General features: G+C 71.7%; 16 protein-coding genes. 5 read left to right on the top strand and 11 right to left on the bottom strand.

The annotated features are described in order from the left end of the window. Nucleotides 1–7: 7 nt before the first annotated feature. A complete protein-coding gene (locus KVT44_RS04205) occupies nt 8–1024 on the top strand; it encodes a hypothetical protein (RefSeq protein WP_217566139.1) in 1017 nt (338 codons plus the stop codon). A 208-nt stretch (nt 1025–1232) separates the two neighbouring features. On the opposite strand, the gene KVT44_RS04200 is transcribed toward KVT44_RS04205, so the two are convergent. The 5 genes from KVT44_RS04200 to KVT44_RS04180 all read right to left on the bottom strand — a co-directional run bounded on the left by KVT44_RS04200 (nt 1233) and on the right by KVT44_RS04180 (nt 7952). Then, nucleotides 1233–3359, bottom strand: a complete 2127-nt coding sequence (locus KVT44_RS04200) for a 3-hydroxyacyl-CoA dehydrogenase NAD-binding domain-containing protein (protein WP_217566138.1) — start codon at nt 3357–3359, stop codon at nt 1233–1235. Next, nucleotides 3356–4582 (bottom strand): acetyl-CoA C-acyltransferase, encoded by a 1227-nt coding sequence (locus tag KVT44_RS04195; RefSeq protein WP_099920196.1) that lies wholly within the window; start codon nt 4580–4582, stop codon nt 3356–3358. The genes KVT44_RS04200 and KVT44_RS04195 overlap by 4 nt, the downstream gene beginning before the upstream one ends. A 343-nt stretch (nt 4583–4925) precedes the next feature. After that, nucleotides 4926–6203, bottom strand: coding sequence for a ribonuclease D (locus KVT44_RS04190; RefSeq protein WP_099920195.1), 1278 nt, complete (start codon nt 6201–6203; stop codon nt 4926–4928). Between the two features lie 123 nt (nt 6204–6326). Continuing rightward, the gene (locus KVT44_RS04185) at nt 6327–6989 is read right to left on the bottom strand and encodes a response regulator transcription factor (RefSeq protein WP_054234007.1); all 663 of its coding nucleotides are present in this window, start codon (nt 6987–6989) and stop codon (nt 6327–6329) included. Between the two features lie 336 nt (nt 6990–7325). After that, entirely contained in the window at nt 7326–7952 is a 627-nt protein-coding gene (locus tag KVT44_RS04180; protein ID WP_177324192.1) for a DUF3000 domain-containing protein, read from the bottom strand. A gap of 204 nt (nt 7953–8156) precedes the next feature. Between KVT44_RS04180 and hemE the strand changes: the two genes are divergently transcribed. Further along, nucleotides 8157–9227 carry a uroporphyrinogen decarboxylase gene (gene hemE / locus KVT44_RS04175; RefSeq protein ID WP_217566137.1) on the top strand — a complete coding sequence of 357 codons (1071 nt, stop codon included), beginning with the start codon at nt 8157–8159 and terminating at the stop codon, nt 9225–9227. Nucleotides 9228–9295: 68 nt separating this feature from the next. Here hemE and KVT44_RS04170 read toward each other — a convergent pair whose 3' ends face one another. Continuing rightward, complete coding sequence (locus KVT44_RS04170) at nt 9296–10114, bottom strand: rhomboid family intramembrane serine protease (protein WP_099920193.1); 819 nt, start codon at nt 10112–10114, stop codon at nt 9296–9298. A 124-nt stretch (nt 10115–10238) separates the two neighbouring features. Between KVT44_RS04170 and KVT44_RS04165 the strand changes: the two genes are divergently transcribed. Further along, nucleotides 10239–10574, top strand: a complete 336-nt coding sequence (locus KVT44_RS04165) for a hypothetical protein (RefSeq protein ID WP_082417462.1) — start codon at nt 10239–10241, stop codon at nt 10572–10574. Between the two features lie 112 nt (nt 10575–10686). Here the strand turns inward: KVT44_RS04165 and KVT44_RS04160 are convergent, their stop codons facing one another. Together KVT44_RS04160 and KVT44_RS04155 are read right to left on the bottom strand one after the other, a co-directional pair. Next, nucleotides 10687–12075, bottom strand: coding sequence for an FAD-dependent oxidoreductase (locus KVT44_RS04160; protein ID WP_190173049.1), 1389 nt, complete (start codon nt 12073–12075; stop codon nt 10687–10689). Nucleotides 12076–12102: 27 nt separating this feature from the next. Further along, on the bottom strand, nt 12103–13098 hold the full coding sequence (locus KVT44_RS04155; RefSeq protein ID WP_217566136.1) for a DUF4349 domain-containing protein: 996 nt from the start codon (nt 13096–13098) through the stop codon (nt 12103–12105). Between the two features lie 179 nt (nt 13099–13277). Between KVT44_RS04155 and hemG the strand changes: the two genes are divergently transcribed. Further along, entirely contained in the window at nt 13278–14738 is a 1461-nt protein-coding gene (hemG, locus tag KVT44_RS04150; RefSeq protein WP_217566135.1) for a protoporphyrinogen oxidase, read from the top strand. 4 nt (nt 14739–14742) lie between these two features. Further along, nucleotides 14743–15474: a hydrogen peroxide-dependent heme synthase gene (hemQ, locus tag KVT44_RS04145; RefSeq protein WP_054233999.1), complete on the top strand. Its 732-nt coding sequence runs from the start codon at nt 14743–14745 to the stop codon at nt 15472–15474. Here the strand turns inward: hemQ and KVT44_RS04140 are convergent, their stop codons facing one another. From KVT44_RS04140 to KVT44_RS04130, 3 genes are all read right to left on the bottom strand, one after another. Next, the gene (locus KVT44_RS04140) at nt 15475–17133 is read right to left on the bottom strand and encodes an alpha/beta hydrolase (protein WP_217566134.1); all 1659 of its coding nucleotides are present in this window, start codon (nt 17131–17133) and stop codon (nt 15475–15477) included. Between the two features lie 120 nt (nt 17134–17253). Next, complete coding sequence (locus tag KVT44_RS04135; protein WP_217566133.1) at nt 17254–18042, bottom strand: TIGR04222 domain-containing membrane protein; 789 nt, start codon at nt 18040–18042, stop codon at nt 17254–17256. Between the two features lie 121 nt (nt 18043–18163). Further along, nucleotides 18164–18919 carry a DUF4142 domain-containing protein gene (locus KVT44_RS04130; protein WP_217566132.1) on the bottom strand — a complete coding sequence of 252 codons (756 nt, stop codon included), beginning with the start codon at nt 18917–18919 and terminating at the stop codon, nt 18164–18166. Nucleotides 18920–19001 lie beyond the last annotated feature (82 nt).

Genomic DNA, 19001 nt, shown 5'->3' with positions numbered 1-19001 from the left:
TGAACCGGTGAACGGCGAATGGCTCAGACGCGGTCGCGACGGCAGGCTCAGTGTGTACCTGCTGTCGGGCACCGCCGTCCACTGCCGGGCGGAGCGCGGCCCCGGCGGCCCCTGGGACCCACCGCGCACCATCGGCGGCGAGCAGCGCCTGCACCCCGTCCTCGCCGTCGGCCAGGGCGCCGACGGCTACGCCCATCTCGTCTCCTGGCGCCCCACCGTGCCCGGCGAGTCCGGGCTCGTGCACACCACGCACTTCCGGCCGCGGCTCGCCGCGCTCGACTGGCACTCGATCGGGCACCCCAACAAGACGGGTGACCGCACCGGTACGCCGGCCGTCGCGGTCGACGCGCAGGGGCGTGCCCACGTCTTCGTGCGCAACAAGGGCGGCGGGGTCAGCATGGTCGCCCAGAAGGAGAAGGGCGGCTGGGATCCGTGGCGCGACCTCAAGGGCAGTGACGTACGGGAGGATCTGGCGGCCGTGAGGGGGGAGTCCGGGCTCGTCGAGCTGTACGCGGCCGTGCCGGACGGGATCGCCCACTGGCGCCAGGAGGAGCCGGGCAAGCAGCCGGTGCTCCAGGAGTCCCTGGAGACATCCGTACGCCCCGGAACCCTCCGCGCACTCGCCACCTCCCCCTCCTCCACCACCCTCTTCTTCACCGACGAGGCGGGTGACGTGTGCGCGTGGCGCCCGGGCACCAAGCCTGTCGCCGTGCTCGCGTCGGCCGGTCCCGGCCCCGTCTCGGCGATCCGCTGTGAACTCGACGGCTTCGACTGCACGTTGCTCGCGCAGCGGTCGGCGAGTGGTCGCATCGTGTTCGCCGCGTATCCCACCGAGCAGGAGGCGGCGGGGGCGTGGTGGACCGAGTCGGGTCCTGGGCTTCCCGTCGGGGCCGCGGTGTCTCTTGCCGAGGACGAGGACGGGCGTGTGGTGGCGGCGACCCTGGCCCCGGGCAGCGAGGAACTCCTCCTCACCCGACGCAAGGACGAACCGGGCTTGGCACTGGAGGCGTGGCGCCCGGTGTGACAGAAAGCGGGGGTGTGTTCTTCGGCTGCGGGCGGGTGGGGGCTGGTCGCGCAGTTCCCCGCGCCCCTCAAGAGCGCCGGCGCGCATCTTTCAGCCCGTCCGGCGTTTGAGGACGAGGCCGTTCAGGCCGATGCGGGGGCGAGGGAAACGACGGGTGCCCCGTACGCCACGTCGGCATACAGGGCACCCGGCGGACACAGCGGAGCGCTTACGCGGGGACGGAAGCCACCCCGACCTCGAGGAACCGCTTGCCGGTCACTCGCTCGGAGACGCCCTCACGGTCCAGGTACGGAGTGATCCCGCCCAGGTGGAAGGGCCAGCCGGCACCGGTGATCAGGCAGAGGTCGATGTCCTGGGCCTCGGCGACGACACCCTCGTCGAGCATCAGACCGATCTCCTGGGCGACCGCGTCCAGGACACGGGCACGCACCTGCTCCTCCGTGAGGACCACGTCGCCCTGCTTCAGGAGCGCCGCGACCTCGGGGTCCAGCTCCGGCTTCCCGGAGTCGTACACGTAGAAGCCGCGCTTGCCCGCCTTGACGACGGCCGCGAGGTTCGGCGAGACCGTGAAGCGGTCCGGGAAGGCCCGGTTGAGGGTCTCCGAGACGTGCAGACCGATCGCGGGGCCGACCAGTTCGAGCAGGACCAGCGGAGACATCGGCAGACCCAGCGGCTCCACCGCCTTCTCCGCGACCTCGACCGGCGTGCCCTCGTCGATGACGTTCTGGATCTCGCCCATGAAGCGGGTGAGGATGCGGTTGACGACGAACGCCGGGGCGTCCTTCACCAGCACCGCGGTCTTCTTCAGCTTCTTGGCGACGGCGAACGCCGTGGCCAGCGAGGCGTCGTCCGTCTGCTCGCCGCGCACGATCTCGAGGAGCGGCAGGATCGCGACCGGGTTGAAGAAGTGGAAGCCCACGACCCGCTCGGGGTTCTTCAGCTTCGACGCCATCTCCGTCACCGAGAGGGAGGAGGTGTTGGTGGCGAGGATCGCGTGCGCCGGGGCGACCGCCTCGACCTCCGCGAACACCTGCTGCTTGACGCCGATCTCCTCGAAGACGGCCTCGATGATGAAGTCGGCGTCGGAGAAGCCCTCGGCCTTGTCCAGGACACCGGTCACCAGCGCCTTGAGGCGGTTGGCCTTGTCCTGGTTGATGCGGGACTTCGACAGCAGCTTGTCGATCTCGGCGTGGACGTAGCCCACACCCTTGTCGACGCGCTCCTGGTCGATGTCCGTGAGGACGACCGGTACTTCGAGGCGGCGCAGGAAGAGCAGGGCGAGCTGCGAGGCCATCAGGCCCGCGCCCACGACGCCCACCTTGGTGACCGGACGGGCCAGGTTCTTGTCCGGCGCGCCCGCGGGGCGCTTGCCGCGCTTCTGGACCAGGTTGAAGGCGTAGATGCCGGAACGCAGTTCGCCGCCCATGATCAGGTCGGCGAGGGCGATGTCCTCGGCGTCGTAGCCCTTCTGCAGGTCGCCGTCCTTGGCCGCCTCGATGATGTCGAGGGCGCGGTAGGCGGCCGGAGCCGCCCCGTGCACCTTGCCGTCGGCGATGAACCGGCCCTTGGCGACGGCCTGGTCCCAGGCCTCGCCGCGGTCGATCTCGGGACGCTCGACCGCGATGTCGCCCTTGAGAACGGACGCGGTCCAGATCAGCGACTGCTCCAGGAAGTCGGCGCCTTCGAAGATGGCGTCGGCGATGCCGAGGTCGAAGACCTGCTCGCCCTTGAGCTGCTTGTTCTGGTTGAGCGAGTTCTCGATGATGACCGAGACGGCCTTGTCGGCGCCGATCAGGTTCGGGAGCAGCGTGCAGCCGCCCCAGCCCGGGACCAGACCGAGGAAGACCTCGGGGAGGGAGAAGGCCGCGATGGCCTTCGACACCGTGCGGTACTGGCAGTGCAGACCGACCTCGACACCGCCGCCCATCGCCGCGCCGTTGTAGTACGCGAAGGTCGGGACTGTCAGCGCCGCGAGGCGCTTGAAGACCTCGTGGCCGCCCTTGCCGATGGCGAGCGCGTCGTCGTGCTGCTTGAGGAGCTCGACGCCCTTCAGGTCCGCGCCGACCGCGAAGATGAACGGCTTGCCGGTGACGCCGACACCGACGATCTCGCCGGCCGCGGCCTCCGTCTCGACCTGGTCGATCGCGGCGCTCAGGTTCGCCAGCGAGGCCGGGCCGAAGGTGGTCGGCTTGGTGTGGTCGAAGCCGTTGTCCAGGGTGATGAGCGCGAAGCGCCCGGCACCGAACGGCAGGTCGAGGTGGCGTACGTGCGCGGACGTCACGACCTCGTCGGGGAACAGCTCGGCCGCACCCTTCAGGAGTTCAGCGGTGCTCACTTGTTGCCTCCGGCGTCCTTGTGGTGCGGGTTCTCCCAGATCACCGTGGCGCCCATGCCGAAGCCGACGCACATGGTGGTGAGGCCGTAACGGACCTCCGGCTGCTCCTCGAACTGGCGAGCCAGCTGCGTCATCAGACGGACGCCGGAGGAGGCGAGGGGGTGGCCGTAGGCGATCGCGCCGCCGTACTGGTTGACGCGCGCGTCGTCGTCGGCGATGCCGTAGTGCTCCAGGAAGGCGAGCACCTGGACGGCGAAGGCCTCGTTGATCTCGAAGAGGTTGATGTCCTCGATCGACAGGCCGGCCTGGGCGAGGGCCTTCTCGGTGGCCGGGATCGGGCCGTAGCCCATGACCTCCGGCTCGACGCCCGCGAAGGCGTACGAGACCAGGCGCATCTTGACCGGCAGGCCGTTCTCGCGGGCGAAGTCCTCGGAGGCGAGGATCGACGCGGTCGCACCGTCGTTCAGACCGGCGGCGTTACCGGCGGTGACCCGGCCGTGCACGCGGAACGGCGTCTTGAGTCCGGCCAGGTTCTCCAGCGTGGTGCCCGGGCGCATCGGCTCGTCGGCGGTGACCAGGCCCCAGCCGGTCTCACCGACCTCCGCGTTGGTGTTGCGCACCGAGATCGGCACCAGGTCCTGCTGGATCTTGCCGTTGGCGTACGCCTTGGCGGCCTTCTCCTGCGAGCGCACGGCGTACTCGTCGGCGCGCTGCTTGGTGATCGTGGGGTAGCGGTCGTGCAGGTTCTCGGCGGTCATGCCCATGAACAGGGCGGACTCGTCGACCAGCTTCTCGCTGACGAACCGCGGGTTCGGGTCCACGCCCTCGCCCATCGGGTGGCGGCCCATGTGCTCGACACCACCGGCGATGACCGCGTCGTACGCACCGAAGGCGATGGAGCCCGCGGTGGTGGTGACGGCGGTCAGCGCGCCCGCGCACATGCGGTCGATGGAGTAGCCGGGGACCGACTGCGGCAGCCCGGCGAGGATGCCCGCGGTCCGCCCCAGGGTCAGACCCTGGTCACCGATCTGCGTGGTCGCGGCGATGGCGACCTCGTCGATCTTCTTCGGGTCGAGGCCCGGGTTGCGGCGCAGCAGCTCCCGGATGGCCTTCACGACGAGGTCGTCGGCGCGGGTCTCGTGGTAGATGCCCTTCGGGCCCGCCTTGCCGAACGGGGTGCGGACGCCGTCGACGAAGACGACGTCCCTGACGGTACGAGGCACGATGGCTCTCCTCCAGATGCGGGATGGCACTGCTGCGCGTCGCACGCGACTGAGCGCGCGCTCACCCCGTCATGCTACTTGCGAGTAACCACCCTGCCCAGTCCCGACGACGGGAGCGGCGAACGTCACATCCGCCGATCGTCTCCGCTCGGGCACGGACATCGTCTCGATCTCCATCCCGTTCTCTGCAGGCCATCCGGGGATCTTGGCGTGATCTCGACGTCGCTCTTTCGCTTCAAGGGTCCCTTCGGAGCGCACGGGAGACGAAACCGCGCCCCGAAAGGGGCGCGGGGAACTGCGCGAGCAACCCGCGTTCGCCGTACGTCAGAACCACGTACGGCGACTAGGCGCCCTTGACGGCCAGCGCATCCACCAGTACCGGTGTGACCAACTCCACCTGCCACGCACGAGCCCCGTACCCGGCGAGCGCGGCCGAAACCGACTCGGCGTCGGCACCGGCCGGCGGCTCCCAGCACACCCGCCGCACCGTGTCCGGAGTGATCAGGTTCTCCTGCGGCATGTTGAGCTGCTCGGCCAGCGCCGACACGGCGGCCCGCGCCGCGGAGAGCCGGGCGGCGGCGGCCGGGTCCTTGTCGGCCCAGGCGCGCGGCGGCGGAGGCCCGGTGACGGGCTGCCCCGGCTGCGGCAGCTCGGTGTCCGGCACTGCCTTCGCGCGGTCCACGGCGGCCTGCCACTGCTCCAGCTGGCGCCGCCCCATCCGGTGCCCGAACCCGTTCAGCGCGGCAAGCGCGTGCACGTTGGCCGGAAGGGAGAGCGCGGCCTCCACGATGGCCCCGTCCCCCAGCACCTTGCCCGGCGAGATGTCCCGGCGCTGGGCGATCCGGTCCCGGGCCTCCCACAGCTCCCGCACGACCGCCATCTGCCGACGGCGGCGCACCTTGTGCATCCCGGACGTGCGGCGCCAGGGGTCCTTGCGTGGCGGCGCGGGCTCGGCCTGCGCGATCGCGTCGAACTCCTGTCGGGCCCAGTCCAGCTTGCCCTGCCGGTCGAGCTCCTTCTCCAGGGCGTCGCGCAGGTCGACGAGCAGTTCCACGTCGAGCGCGGCGTAGCGCAGCCACGGCTCCGGGAGCGGGCGCGTGGACCAGTCGACCGCGGAGTGCCCCTTCTCCAGTACGAAGCCGAGCACGCTCTCGACCATCGCGCCCAGGCCCACTCGGGGGAACCCGGCCAGGCGTCCGGCCAGCTCGGTGTCGAAGAGCCGCGTCGGCACCATGCCTATCTCCCGCAGACACGGCAGGTCCTGGGTGGCGGCGTGCAGCACCCACTCGACGCCGGAAATGGCCTCGCCGAGCCCGGAGAGGTCGGGACAGGCGACGGGGTCGATCAGCGCGGTGCCGGCGCCCTCGCGGCGCAGCTGCACCAGATAGGCGCGCTGGCCGTATCGGTACCCGGACGCGCGTTCGGCGTCCACGGCCACGGGGCCGGAGCCGGCGGCGAAGGCCGCGATCACCTCGGCGAGCGAGGTCTCGTCGGCGACGACGGGCGGAATGCCCTCTCGGGGCTCAAGCAAAGGGATCGGCGCCGATTCGACGTCGTCCGGAGGGCCGCCTCCGGTGGTTCGCAGTGAGCTGTCTTCTGCGGTCTCTTGGGCGTCGGTCACCTGTCAAGGGTATCTGTGTATGGACTACGCCCGCCGACGGAACGTTCCGTCGACGGGCGTAGGAGGGTCGTAAACCAGTCAGGTCGGTGAAAGTTCCGGCCCGGTGGGGAGTGTGCCCCTGTTTCAGTGGATGATCCCCGTCCGCAGGGCGACCGCCACCATCCCGGCGCGGTCGCCCGTGCCGAGCTTGCGGGCGATGCGGGCGAGGTGGCTCTTGACGGTCAGCGCGGACAGGCCCATGGAGACGCCGATGGCCTTGTTCGACTGGCCCTCGGCGACGAGCCGGAGCACCTCGACCTCTCGGCCGGAGAGCTCGCGGTAGCCGCCCGGGTGGCTCGGGGCACCCGGGGGGCGGCGGTGCATACGGGCGGCGGCCGAGCCGATGGGCGCGACACCGGGTCGGGTGGGGAGCCCGACGTTCGTACGGGTGCCGGTGACGACATAGCCCTTGACGCCGCCCGCGAGGGCGTTGCGCACGGCGCCGATGTCGTCGGCGGCGGAGAGGGCGAGGCCGTTGGGCCAGCCCGCGGCTCGGGTCTCGGACAGCAGGGTGAGCCCGCTGCCGTCGGGCAGGTGGACGTCGGCGACACAGATGTCGCGCGGGTTGCCGATTCGGGGACGGGCCTCCGCGACGGACGACGCCTCGATGACGTCGCGCACTCCGAGCGCCCAGAGGTGGCGGGTGACGGTGGATCGGACCCGTGGGTCGGCCACGACCACCATGGCGGTCGGCTTGTTCGGGCGGTAGGCGACCAGGCTTGCGGGCTGCTCGAGGAGAACGGACACCAGGCCTCCTGGGGGTGCGGGACGGGGACCGGCTGTGGGGATGAAGCCGGGGCGAACCGTGCTTTCAAGGTCACAGACGTCTTCGGCATCAAACCCGTCCGCCTTTAGAGAATGATCACGATTTGGTGAGTAACAATCCGTGCAATTCGGACACGCGATCGATCATCCGAAGATCGAACCGAGTCGTTCCATGTCGCGACACGGCTGAAAGTGGCCGTATCGACAAAGCCTCGGCAAGGAACTCGGCAAAGGGCGCGGCGTTCCGCGAGGTCGAGAAGGGCGCCCGTTCGCCATGACACGGGCGCCCCGGAAGACGGAGAACCGAAAAAAGGGCGTTCAGCGGGACTGCGGACCCCGGCGCTGCGGGAGGGTCACCACCGAGCCGTCGCCCGGCCCCGCCGGGGGCAGGCCCGCGATCTGGCAGAGCAGGTCGCACCAGGCGGCGAGGTGCGCGGCCGTGTCCGGTACGCCGCCCAGGCCCTCGCGGGGCGTCCAGGAGGCCCGGATCTCGATCTGGGACGCGGCAGGGCGCTCGGACAGCCCCCCGAAGTAGTGCGAGCTCGCCCGGGTGACGGTGCCGCTCGGTTCGCCGTACGACAGACCGCGGGCCTGCAACGCGCCGGTCAGCCACGACCAGGAGACGTCGGGGAGCAGCGGGTCGGCCGCCATCTCCGGCTCCAGCTCCGCGCGGACCAGCGTCACCAGCCGGAAGGAGCCCTGCCAGGCGTCGTGCCCCGCCGGGTCGTGCAACAGGATGAGCCGGCCGTCCGCCAGGTCCTCGTCGTCGGCGACGACCGCGGCCTCCAGCGCGTACGCGTAGGGGGCCAGGCGCTGTGGTGGGCGCGTCGGGTCGATCTCGATCTCGGGCCGCAGCCGCGCGGCCCTCAGTGCGTCGACGGCAGCCCGGAAGGGCGGCGGAGCCGTCTCCCTCGCATCCCGGTCCCCCTCCTTGGCATCGTCCATTTCGCCAGCGCCGTCCGACAGTCGTCCCTGAGCCGCAGCCATGCGGGGAAGATTAAGGGGAACGGAGCCCGCGCGCAGGGAGAGACACCCGTGCGCCGGACCACTGTCCGGATCGTGCCGTGCGAAAGCGCAGGCGGGAGCGGACCGCTCTGGGCGCCGGAGCCCGGCACTTGCGGGTCGGTGGGGCGTGCGAGACTTTCCGTCGTGAGTGCCATTGACCGCCCCGCCGCGGGCCAGCCGCCGACAGCCACGTACGAGTCCGCCTTCCTGAAGGCGTGTAGGCGCGAGCCCGTGCCGCACACGCCGGTGTGGTTCATGCGGCAGGCCGGTCGCTCGCTGCCCGAGTACCTCAAGGTGCGCGAGGGCATCGCCATGCTGGACTCCTGCATGCGGCCCGAGCTGGTCGCCGAGATCACCCTCCAGCCCGTACGCCGGCACAACGTGGACGCGGCGATCTACTACAGCGACATCGTCGTCCCGCTGAAGGCCATCGGCATCGACCTCGACATCAAGCCGGGCGTCGGCCCGGTCGTCGAGAACCCGATCCGCACCCGCGCCGACCTGGCCCAGCTGCGCGATCTGACCCCCGAGGACGTCTGGTACGTCACCGAGGCGATCAAGCTTCTGACGGCCGAGCTCGGCGAGACCCCGCTCATCGGTTTCGCGGGCGCGCCTTTCACCCTCGCGAGTTACCTCGTGGAGGGCGGTCCGTCCAAGAACCACGAGCACACCAAGGCGCTCATGTACGGCGACCCGCAGCTGTGGGCCGACCTGCTCGACCGTCTCGCCGAGATCACCTCCGCCTTCCTGAAGGTGCAGATCGAGGCGGGCGCGAGCGCCGTCCAGCTCTTCGACTCCTGGGTCGGCGCCCTGGCACCCGCCGACTACCGGCGCTCGGTGATGCCCGCGTCCACCAAGGTCTTCGAGTCCGTGGCCGGGTACGGCGTGCCGCGCATCCACTTCGGCGTCGGCACCGGCGAGCTGCTCGGCCTCATCGGCGAGGCGGGCGCGGACGTCGTCGGCGTCGACTGGCGCGTCCCGCTCGACGAGGCAGCCCGCCGTGTCGGCCCCGGCAGGGCGCTCCAGGGCAACCTCGACCCCGCCGTCCTCTTCTCCACCACCGAGGCCGTGGAGACCAAGACCCGCGAGGTGCTGGACGCCGCCGCCGGTCTCGAGGGTCACGTCTTCAACCTCGGCCACGGCGTCCTGCCGAGCACCGACCCGGACGCGCTGACCCGCCTCGTGGAGCACGTCCACCAGCAGACCGCGCGCTGACCTCCTACGGGGGACGACCTACGGGGGACGACCTACGGGGAACGACGCACGCCTCGACGCCGCCCCCTTCACCAGCTGTGCCGCGCCTGTCTGCCGAACAGCAGGCTTCGCGGTTCCGGCGGTGGCGGGGTGCCCGGGCGCAGCGGCCAGGCCAGCAGCATCCCCACGAGGAAGCCGACCACGTGGGCCTCGTACGCCACGGTTCCGGCGGTGGAGACGCCGCCGCCGGACGAGTACACCGCCTGCAACGCGAACCAGAAGCCCAGCACCAGCCACGCGGGCAGTCGCAGCGGCAGGAAGACCAGGAACGGGACGAGCACCCAGACCCTGGCCCTCGGATAGAGCACCAGATAGGCGCCGAGGACTCCGGCGATCGCTCCGGAGGCGCCGATCAGCGGGTCGGTCGAGTCGGCGTTGAGGTACGCGAAGCCGTACGCCGCCGCGTAACCGCACGCCACGTAGAACACCGCGAACCGCACATGCCCGAGGCGGTCCTCGATGTTGTTGCCGAAGATCAGCAGGAAGAGCATGTTGCCGAGCAGATGCAGCCAGCTGCCGTGCAGGAACATCGCGGTGAGGACCGAGAGCGGCGGCGACTTGTCGTACGTCGGCGGCCCCACCAGACACCCGGGGCCACCTGCCCCGACGCCGACGTCGCCGGTCGGGACCAGGCGGGGCAGTTGGTGGTGGACCAACTCCTGCGGCACCGCGGCGTAGTGCTCCAGGAACGCGTGCAGATGGCACAGCTGGGAGAGCCCGCTGTCACCCGCCACCGATCCCGCGAGGCCGGGCGTGTAGAGGAACACCAGAACATTGGCGGCGATCAGCGCATACGTCACATAGGGCGTGCGGCGCACCGGGTTCACGTCATGGACGGGGATGACCACGAGGAACTAGTGCCCGGGATACGCCGGGTGAATCCGTGAACGCCCCCGCCCCCGCGTCCGTATGTCTCCTCAACCGCCCGCGCCGCGACGAAGACGCGACGCGAGAGACGTGAGGACACAGGCGATGAACGACCGAGTTACTCCTCCGATGCATGCCCTGCCCGACGGCGAGGCGGAAATCGCCCTGGTGCTGCACCTCCCCTGGGAGGACGTCGCCGCGCTCGGCCAGGAGGCCGGACGGCTCGCGGCGCGCATGCAGCGGCCGGTGACCCTCGACGAGGCCGTGAGCCACCGGTTGCGCTCCGCGCGGTCGGCCGCCCACGCCAAGCCGCCCACCACGCAGCCCGCGGCCGTCACCGCCTCGGCGTCGGTGTCCTCGCTTCCGGCGCGGCCGCCGGCCGAGCAGGCGCGGCAGGCGATAGACCGGATCAATGGGAACGCGGGGCACGAATCGGCGTAGGCGCGCCGTGGGGGCTGCGGTCGGGCGTTGACTGCGGGTTGTCGTTGGCTGGTCGCGCCCACGCGGCGGAGCCGCAAATGTCACAGCCCCGCGCCCCTTCGGGGCGCTCCACTTACGCGGCGTTTTTTCGTACCGCCGTCACCGCCTTGCGTGCCGCCACCAGGATGGGGTCCCACACCGGGGAGAACGGGGGCGCGTAGCCCAGGTCCAGGGATGTCATCTGTTCCACGGTCATGCCCGCGGTCAGCGCCACCGCGGCGATGTCGACCCGCTTCGCCGCGCCTTCCCCGCCGACGATCTGCACGCCGAGCAGCCGCCCCGTGCGGCGCTCGGCGAGCATCTTCACCGTCATGAGGTCCGCGTCCGGGTAGTAGCCCGCGCGGCTGGTCGACTCGATGGTGACGGCCTCGAACCGCAGGCCCGCCCGGTGCGCGTCCTTCTCGCGCAGCCCGGTGCGGGCGATCTCCAGATCGCAGACCTTGCTCACGGCCGTACCGACGACACCGGGGAAGGTCGCGTACCCGCCGCCCACGTTGGAGCCGATGACCTGGCCGTGCTTGTTGGCGTGCGTGCCCAGCGCGATGTGCCGTTCGCGTCCCGAGATCAGGTCGAGCACCTCGACGCAGTCGCCGCCGGCCCAGATGTTCTCGTGCCCGCGCACCCGCATCGCCAGGTCGGTGAGCAGCCCGCCGTGCTCGCCGAGGGGGAGTCCCGCGGCCCGTGCGAGCGTGGTCTCGGGACGTACGCCGATGCCGAGCACGACCACGTCCGCCGGGTACTCCGCGTCCTCGGTGGCCACCGCGCGGACCCGGCCCGCGTCCCCGGTGAGGAGCTTGGTGATCTCGGCGTCGTTGACCATGGTGATGCCGAGGTTCTCCATGGCCGTGTGCACCAGGCGGCCCATGTCGGGGTCGAGGGTGGACATCGGCTCCTTGCCGCGGTTGACGACCGTCACCTCGTACCCGCGGTTGATGAGGGCCTCGGCCATCTCCACGCCGATGTAGCCCGCGCCGACGACCACCGCGCGACGTCCCTCGGTCGTCGCCAGTGTGTCCAGGAGGGCCTGGCCGTCGTCCAGGGTCTGCACGCCGTGCACGCCCGGAGCGTCGACGCCCGGCAGGTCGGGGCGGATCGGACGGGCACCGGTCGCGATCACGAGTTTGTCGTACGAGGTCCACTCCTCGGCCCCCGTCTCGAGGTCGAGCGAGCGGACGCGGCCCCCGGCGACATCGATCTCCGTGACCTCGGTGCGCATCCGCAGGTCGATCGCGCGCTCCCGGTGTTCCGCCGGGCTCCGGGCGATCAGCCGCTCCCGCTCGGGGACGTCGCCGCCCACCCAGTACGGGATGCCGCAGGCCGAGTAGGAGCTGAAGTGACCGCGTTCGAACGCCACGATCTCCAGCTCCTCGGGCCCGCGCATCCGGCGTGCCTGTGACGCGGCGGACATGCCCGCCGCGTCACCCCCGATCACGACCAGTCGCTCCGTACGGCTCATGCTCATGCGAACACGCTACGGGGACCGGGCATTTCAGTCCTCGTCGCCACCCTCTTCGCGCTCTTCGCGCACCGGCGGTGCCACCGGCAGCGAACCCGCGCTCGCGGGAGCCGTCTCGGCCGCGGGCCGGCGCGGCCGCCCCGTGCGGGCGAGGCGCAGCCAGAGCGCCACGAGGAGCCCCGCGCTCAGCAGGAACGGGAGCACCGCGCCGAACGCCACCGCGATCCAGCGCAGCATCGTGACGAACGCGTCCCAGCCGCCCGTCAGCGCGTCCACGAAGCCCGTGGAGTCGGACTTCTTCCCGGCGTCCTTCAGCGGGGTCTCGGAGAGGGAGAGCGTGATGGTGGCCAGGCTGGTGCGGTCCTTCAGGGACGCCTGCTGGGCCAGCAGGGCGTCGAGGTCCGACTCGCGGGTGCTCAACTCGCCTTCCAGGGCGACCACATCGCTGAGCTTGGTGGCCCGGTCCATCAGCTCGCGGACCCGGGCCACGCTGACGCGCTGCGACTTGACGCGGCTCTCCACGTCGACGACCTGGTCGGTGACGTCCTCCGCCTTCGCCGTCCGCTCGACGACCTTCCCGGTGCCCTCCAAGGAGGAGAGCACCGCGTCGTAGCGGTCGGTGGGCACACGCAGTACGGCTCGGGTGCGCTCGCGGCCCCCGCCGTCCCGGGTGGTCGTCTCGTTGCCGACGTAGCCGCCCGCGTCGACGGCCGCGGTGCGGGCGGAGTCCAGCGCCTTGGGCACGTCCTTGACCTGCAGGGTCAGCGAGGCGGTGCGGATGATGTGGCTGCCGGCCGGCACGGATGTGCCGGTGGCCTTGGACGGGGTCGTGGACCTGGCGCCGCCCGCGCCCGAGGCGGCGCTGTCCGCGGCGCCCGAGCGGGCCTTTTCGGCGCCCGGCGCGGCCGCCTTGTCGGCGCTGGAGTCGGAGCCACCGCCGGCGGCGCCGCAGCCCGTCACCGCGAGGGCGGCGGCGAGGAGTATCCCGGCCAGGACCGGGCCGGTTCGTGCGGAACGTCGTGTGTGCATGTGGGCGTACCCCCGTGGCTGGTGACTGCTGACCTTCCTTCGACGCCGGGGCCGGGCGCGACGTTTGCCGGATCCGATCCCGATGCGGTCACGGTCGGGACTCGCGCAGGGCACCGCCGTACCGGACGACGGCTCCGGGTCCCGGCGGGCTTGCCGGCGGGGTCTGAGAAGGTGGAGTCATGCGCGCACAGGACAGTCGTACGGGTACGGGACAGGTCGTCGTCATCGGGGGTGGCATCGCCGGTCTGGCCGCCGCCCACCGCCTGCTGGACCGCGGCGCGCGGGTGACCGTCCTGGAGGCGTCGGACCGCGTCGGCGGCAAGCTGCTGCCCGGCGAGATCGCGGGCGCACGGGTCGACCTCGGCGCCGAGTCGATGCTCGCCCGCCGCCCGGAAGCGGTCGCGCTCGCCCGCGAGGTGGGCCTCGCCGACCGCCTCCAGCCGCCCGCCACCGCGACCGCCTCCCTGTGGACGCGCGGCGCGCTGCGCCCCATGCCCAAGGGCCACGTCATGGGCGTGCCCGGCACGGCCGCCGCCCTCTCCGGAGTCCTCTCCGACGAGGGCCTGGCCCGCATCGAGCGCGACGCCGAGCTGCCCCGCACGGAAGTCGGCGACGACGTGGCCGTGGGGGAGTACGTGGCGGCACGCCTCGGCCGCGAGGTCGTCGACCGCTTGGTCGAGCCCCTCCTGGGCGGCGTCTACGCGGGCGACGCGTACCGCATCTCGATGCGCCTGGCCGTTCCTCAGCTCTTCGCCGCCGTCCGCACCCATGTCTCCCTGACCGAGGCGGTCCGTGAGATCCAGGCGAAGGCGGCCGCGGCCCAGCAGACCGGGCCGGTGTTCATGGGCATCGAGGGCGGAGTGGGCCAACTCCCGCTCGCGGTCGCGCGGTCGGTGCGCGCGCGGGGCGGCGAGATCCTCACCGGCGCCGCGGTGACGGAGCTGCGCCGCGCCGGGGACGGCGGCTGGCGGGTGGTGGCCGGGGGACGCGTCCTGTACGCGGACGGGGTCGTCGTCGCGGTGCCCGCAGGCGCGGCCGCCGCCCTGCTGAGGGCCGAGGCGCCCGCGGCGGCCACCGAGCTGGCCGGTGTCGAGTACGCCTCCATGGCGCTGGTGACGCTGGCCTACCGGCGCGCGTACGTCACCCTCCCCGAAGGGAGCGGTTTCCTGGTGCCGCCGGTGGACGGCCACACCATCAAGGCATCCACCTTCGCCTCGCAGAAGTGGGGCTGGATCGCCGAGGAGAACCCCGACCTGCTCGTCCTGCGCACCTCCGTCGGGCGGTACGGCGAGACGGAGGTACTGGGCCGCGACGACGCCGACCTCGTGGACGTCTCCCGGCACGACCTGCGCGAGGCCACCGGCCTGGCCGCCGAGCCCGTGGCGACCCGGGTGACCCGGTGGGACGCCGGACTGCCGCAGTACCCGGTCGGGCACCACACGCGCGTGGCCCGCGTCCGCGAGCACGTGGCCAAGCTCCCGGGGCTCGCCGTCTGTGGCGCGGCGTACGACGGGGTCGGAATCCCCGCGTGCGTCGCGAGCGCGTACGCCGCCGTGGACCAGCTCGGCGGCGACCGCGCCGGACTGGAGGCGCTGAGGGCGAACCCGGTGCAGAGCCTGCACGGCGGAGCGGGAGAATAGCCTCATGAGTGACGACGCCCCCACCACCGAGTCCGGCAGGGTCCCGAACAAGGGCAAGCTGGCCAAGGACCTCAACGAGGTCATCCGCTACACCCTGTGGTCCGTGTTCAAGCTGAAGGACGTGCTGCCCGAGGACCGCGCCGGCTTCGCCGACGAGGTCCAGGAGCTCTTCGACCAGCTCGCCGCGAAGGACGTCACCGTCCGCGGTACGTACGACGTGTCGGGGCTGCGCGCCGACGCCGACCTGATGATCTGGTGGCACGCCGAGACCAGCGACCAGCTCCAGGAGGCGTACAACCTCTTCCGCCGCACCAGGCTGGGCCGAGCCCTGGAGCCGGTCTGGTCGAACATGGCGCTGCACCGCCCCGCCGAGTTCAACCGCTCGCACATCCCGGCGTTCCTCGCCGACGAGACGCCGCGCAACTATGTGAGCGTCTACCCCTTCGTGCGCTCCTACGACTGGTACCTGCTGCCCGACGAGGACCGCCGCCGCATGCTCGCCGACCACGGCAAGATGGCCCGCGGCTACCCGGACGTGCGCGCCAACACGGTCGCCTCGTTCTCCCTCGGCGACTACGAGTGGATGCTCGCGTTCGAGGCCGACGAGCTGTACCGCATCGTCGACCTCATGCGCCACCTGCGCGCCTCCGAGGCCCGCATGCACGTCCGCGAGGAGGTCCCGTTCTACACCGGCCGCCGTAAGTCCGTGGCCGAGCTGGTCGCCGGGCTCGCCTGATCAGGGAGCCTGGCGGGTCGTCTTCGCGTCCTCACGGTCCTGTGCGTCGTGCCGGGTGGTCTTGTCACCGCCCGGCGCCGCCGGCTCCGGCTCCGCGTGCGGGGCGCACGCCGCGCGCCGCTTCGGGAGGCGGCCCTCCAGCAGATACGCGTCCAGGTAGCCGTTGACGCACTGGTTGGGCCCGCCCGCGATCCCGTGTGTCCCGGCGCCGTTCTCGGTCACCAGGACCGAGCCGGACAGCCGCCGCTGGAGCTCCACCGCCCCCTCGTAGGGCGTCGCCGCGTCCCGCTCGGCCGCCAGGATCAGGACCGGCGCCAGCGCCCCGGGCAGCGTCCGCACGTCGAGGGGCTTCTGCCGCGGCACCGGCCAGTAGGCGCACGGCAGGTTCATCCACGCGTTGTCCCAGGTCTCGAACGGTGCCACGCGCGCGAGCCGCGTGTTGTCCCGGTCCCAGGTACGCCAGTCCGTCGGCCAGGCCGCGTCGTTGCACTCCACGGCCGTGTACACCGCGTTGCCGTTCTCCGCCTCGGCCGACGCCTCCGGATGCGGCCCGGCCTGCTGGATCAGCGGCTTCGGGTCGCCCTTCAGATAGGCGGACAGCGCCAGGGCGCGCTGCGGCCAGTAGTCGTCGAAGTACCCCGCTTCCAGGAACGCGCCCTGCAACTGACGCGGCCCCACCTTGCCGCCCGCGGGCGCCGCGGCGAGCCGTGCCCGCGCCCTCTCGTAGTTGTGCAGCACCGCTTCGGGTGTGGTGCCGAGCGCGTACTCCTTGTCGTGCCTGGCGACCCACGCGCGGAAGTCCGCCCAACGGGCCTCGAACGCGGCCGACTGGTCGAGGTTGTTCCGGTACCAGATCTGCCGGGGGGCGGGGTTCACCGCCGAGTCGAACACCATCCGGCGTACGTGCGAGGGGAAGAGCGTCGCGTACAGGGCGCCGAAGTACGTGCCGTACGACGCCCCCATGAACGTCAGTTTCCGCTCGCCCAGCGCGGCGCGCAGCACATCGAGGTCGCGGGCGTTGTTGAGCGAGGTGTAGTGCCGGATGCCCTGCCCGGAGCGCTTGAGGCAGCCGCGGGCGTACGCCTGTGCCTCCGCGATGCGCTCCTTCTTGTACGTCTCCGAGGGGTTCGTCGGCGACTGCGCGGGCCCCTTCAGGAAGTGCTTCGGGTCCTTGCAGGACAACGGGGCCGAGCGGTCCACGCCGCGCGGGGCGTAGCCCACGAGGTCGTACGCGGACGCGATGCGTTTCCACTCGGGGAGGAAGCCGATCAGCGGGAAGTACATGCCGGACGCGCCCGGGCCGCCCGGGTTGTAGACGAGGGAGCCCTGACGCGGCACCTTGTGCTTGGAGTTGCGCAGGTCCTTGCCGGTGGCGCCGGCGCGGCTGACGGTCAGTTTGATCTTCTTGCCGTCGGGTTGCGCGTAGTCCAGCGGCACGGTGACCGTGCCGCAGCGCATCTTGACCGGGAAGTCGTCCCCCTTGGGGCAGGCGCCCCAGTGGATGCCGGCCCTCGCGGCACGGGCGGCGGCGACGACGGTGCCGCGCGCCTCGAGGGCGGCCGCGGGGTTCGGCCAGGCCGCCGCACCGCCCGCGGGGGCGGCGACGAGGCCGCTCAGAAGCAAGGACCCGGTGGTTCCGTACAGGACGGCAGCTCTCATCGCGTATCCCCTTCGGCGCACGGCAGCGACAAAAGGGATGTTTGGTTCGTCAGTTGATGAAGTAAAGCACCTGGTGCCGGTGTCGGCCCCAATGACCCCTATGCGCCCCCTCGGGCGCCCTCAGCGCTGCCGCTCGGGGCTTCTGTCGCGGTGCGCGAAGGCCGCGCGCAGCTCCGGCTCGCCGACGGCGCGGACGCCGCGTACGGCGACCGAGGTGAGGTACGTACGGTCGTCGCCGGTGGCGTCGGGGTGCCGGGCGAGGGTGCCGAGCAGCCGCTGTCCGGCCGGGGAGGCCCAGCGCGTGTACGGGTGGACCTCGATGCGGGCGATGGCGAGGCAGCTCACGGTGAGGATGAGCGGCAGCGAGAACCACACGGCGATCGGCACGTCGTTCTCGCTCGCCCGGGACTGGGAGGGCATCAGCACGGCGACGGCGCCGAGCGTGAGGACGGCCGCGGCGGCGGCCTGGACCTGGCGGATGGCGCTCGCGACGGTGGTGCGGGCGCCGTCGGGCACGGCGAGGCCCGCGGCGACGAGACGGTCGGCGAGGCGGCGTACGGAGTCCGCGGCGGCCGTGCTCGCCCGTACGGGCGCTATCCGGGACTGCCCCTGCGGACCTATCGCCCCTATCACCGAGCGCTCCATCTCGTCGCGACCGCGCGGGTCCACGACGGTCGCCCAGCCCGTGTGCGCGAGCAGCAGCCGCCGCTGACGGGCCATCGACACCAGGGTCAGATCGGCGACCCGGGCGGGGCCGCCGGACAGGAACGCCGCCTCGTACAGCGTGAGGTGGTGTCCGCGCGCCGCGTCGGCGTCGACCGCCGCCGCGCGCACGGCGGCCAGGCACAGCCGAGTGCAGGAGATACCGGCCGCGGCCCAGGCCAGGAGCAGGAGAAGGACCCAGAACATGGCGTGTTTCTACGCGAGGAGTCCAGGTCGGCGCCACGGTATGCCCACGATATGGACGGAGCGTTGTGGCTCTGTGACGTTCCGGTGCCCGCCGAGGCGCTCCCCGAGGGGCGCCGCGACGCTAGCTCTTGGGGCGGGACGCGGCCGGGGGCAGTGGATAGGTTCCGGACGGGGTGACGGGGACGGGGCTGTCCGGGGACGCGGTGGGACCCGGCGGGGCCGGGGAAGCCGTCAGCGGGGGCGGGCTCGCGGTCGCGGCGTCCTGGGCGAGGGCGTCGAAGTCCACGTACCCGGTGGCTTCGAGGACCTTGATGTGGTCGAGCACGGTGGTGTTCGCGTCGTCGGCGAGGTCCCGTACGAGGGAGTTGCGGGTGTTCGCGCGGACCTGGGCGACGACGGAGAAGACCTTGCCGTGCGCCCTGCGCAGGATGTTCGCGAACTTCTGGTCGTAGTCCGTACCGTGCGCGGCGTCGAGCGTGGCCAGCCAGCCGCGCTGCTGGGGGTTGGGTTGGTTCGGGAGTTCGAGTCCGAGCCGTGCGGCGACGTTACGGACGCGCGCGTCGAGGAACGTGTGGCCCTCGACGAGGTGCGCGCCCGCCGTCTTCACGGCCTGGGTGGTGCCGCGCTCCTCGGCCTGCTGGCCGGCGGGCAGCTCCCACAGCCCGGCGAGCCGGACCTTGGTGATGAACTCCCGGTCCAGTGCGGACAGCGGACCGAACTGCGTCGACACGGACTGGGCGTTCAGGGTGTCCAGGCCGGTTCCGGCGCGGTCCGCGTACGACCAGATCGGAAAGATCAGGGCGGCGAGGGTCGCGGTGAGGGCCGCGATGATGAGTCCTGTCCCACTGACCAATCCGGTGCGGTTGATGGATCGCATGGTGCCTCCTGTTGCGGCACCGCACGCTAGTGCGCTACGGGTGCGGGTTGGCATATTACTTCGGGCACTACGCCAACTGCCG

The sequence above is a fragment of the Streptomyces sp. GbtcB7 genome (assembly GCF_019091445.1).
In the GTDB taxonomy this organism is placed as follows: domain Bacteria; phylum Actinomycetota; class Actinomycetes; order Streptomycetales; family Streptomycetaceae; genus Streptomyces; species Streptomyces mirabilis.
The sequence above is the reverse complement of the archived record's forward strand: the minus strand, read 5'-3'. Positions and strand labels throughout refer to the sequence as shown.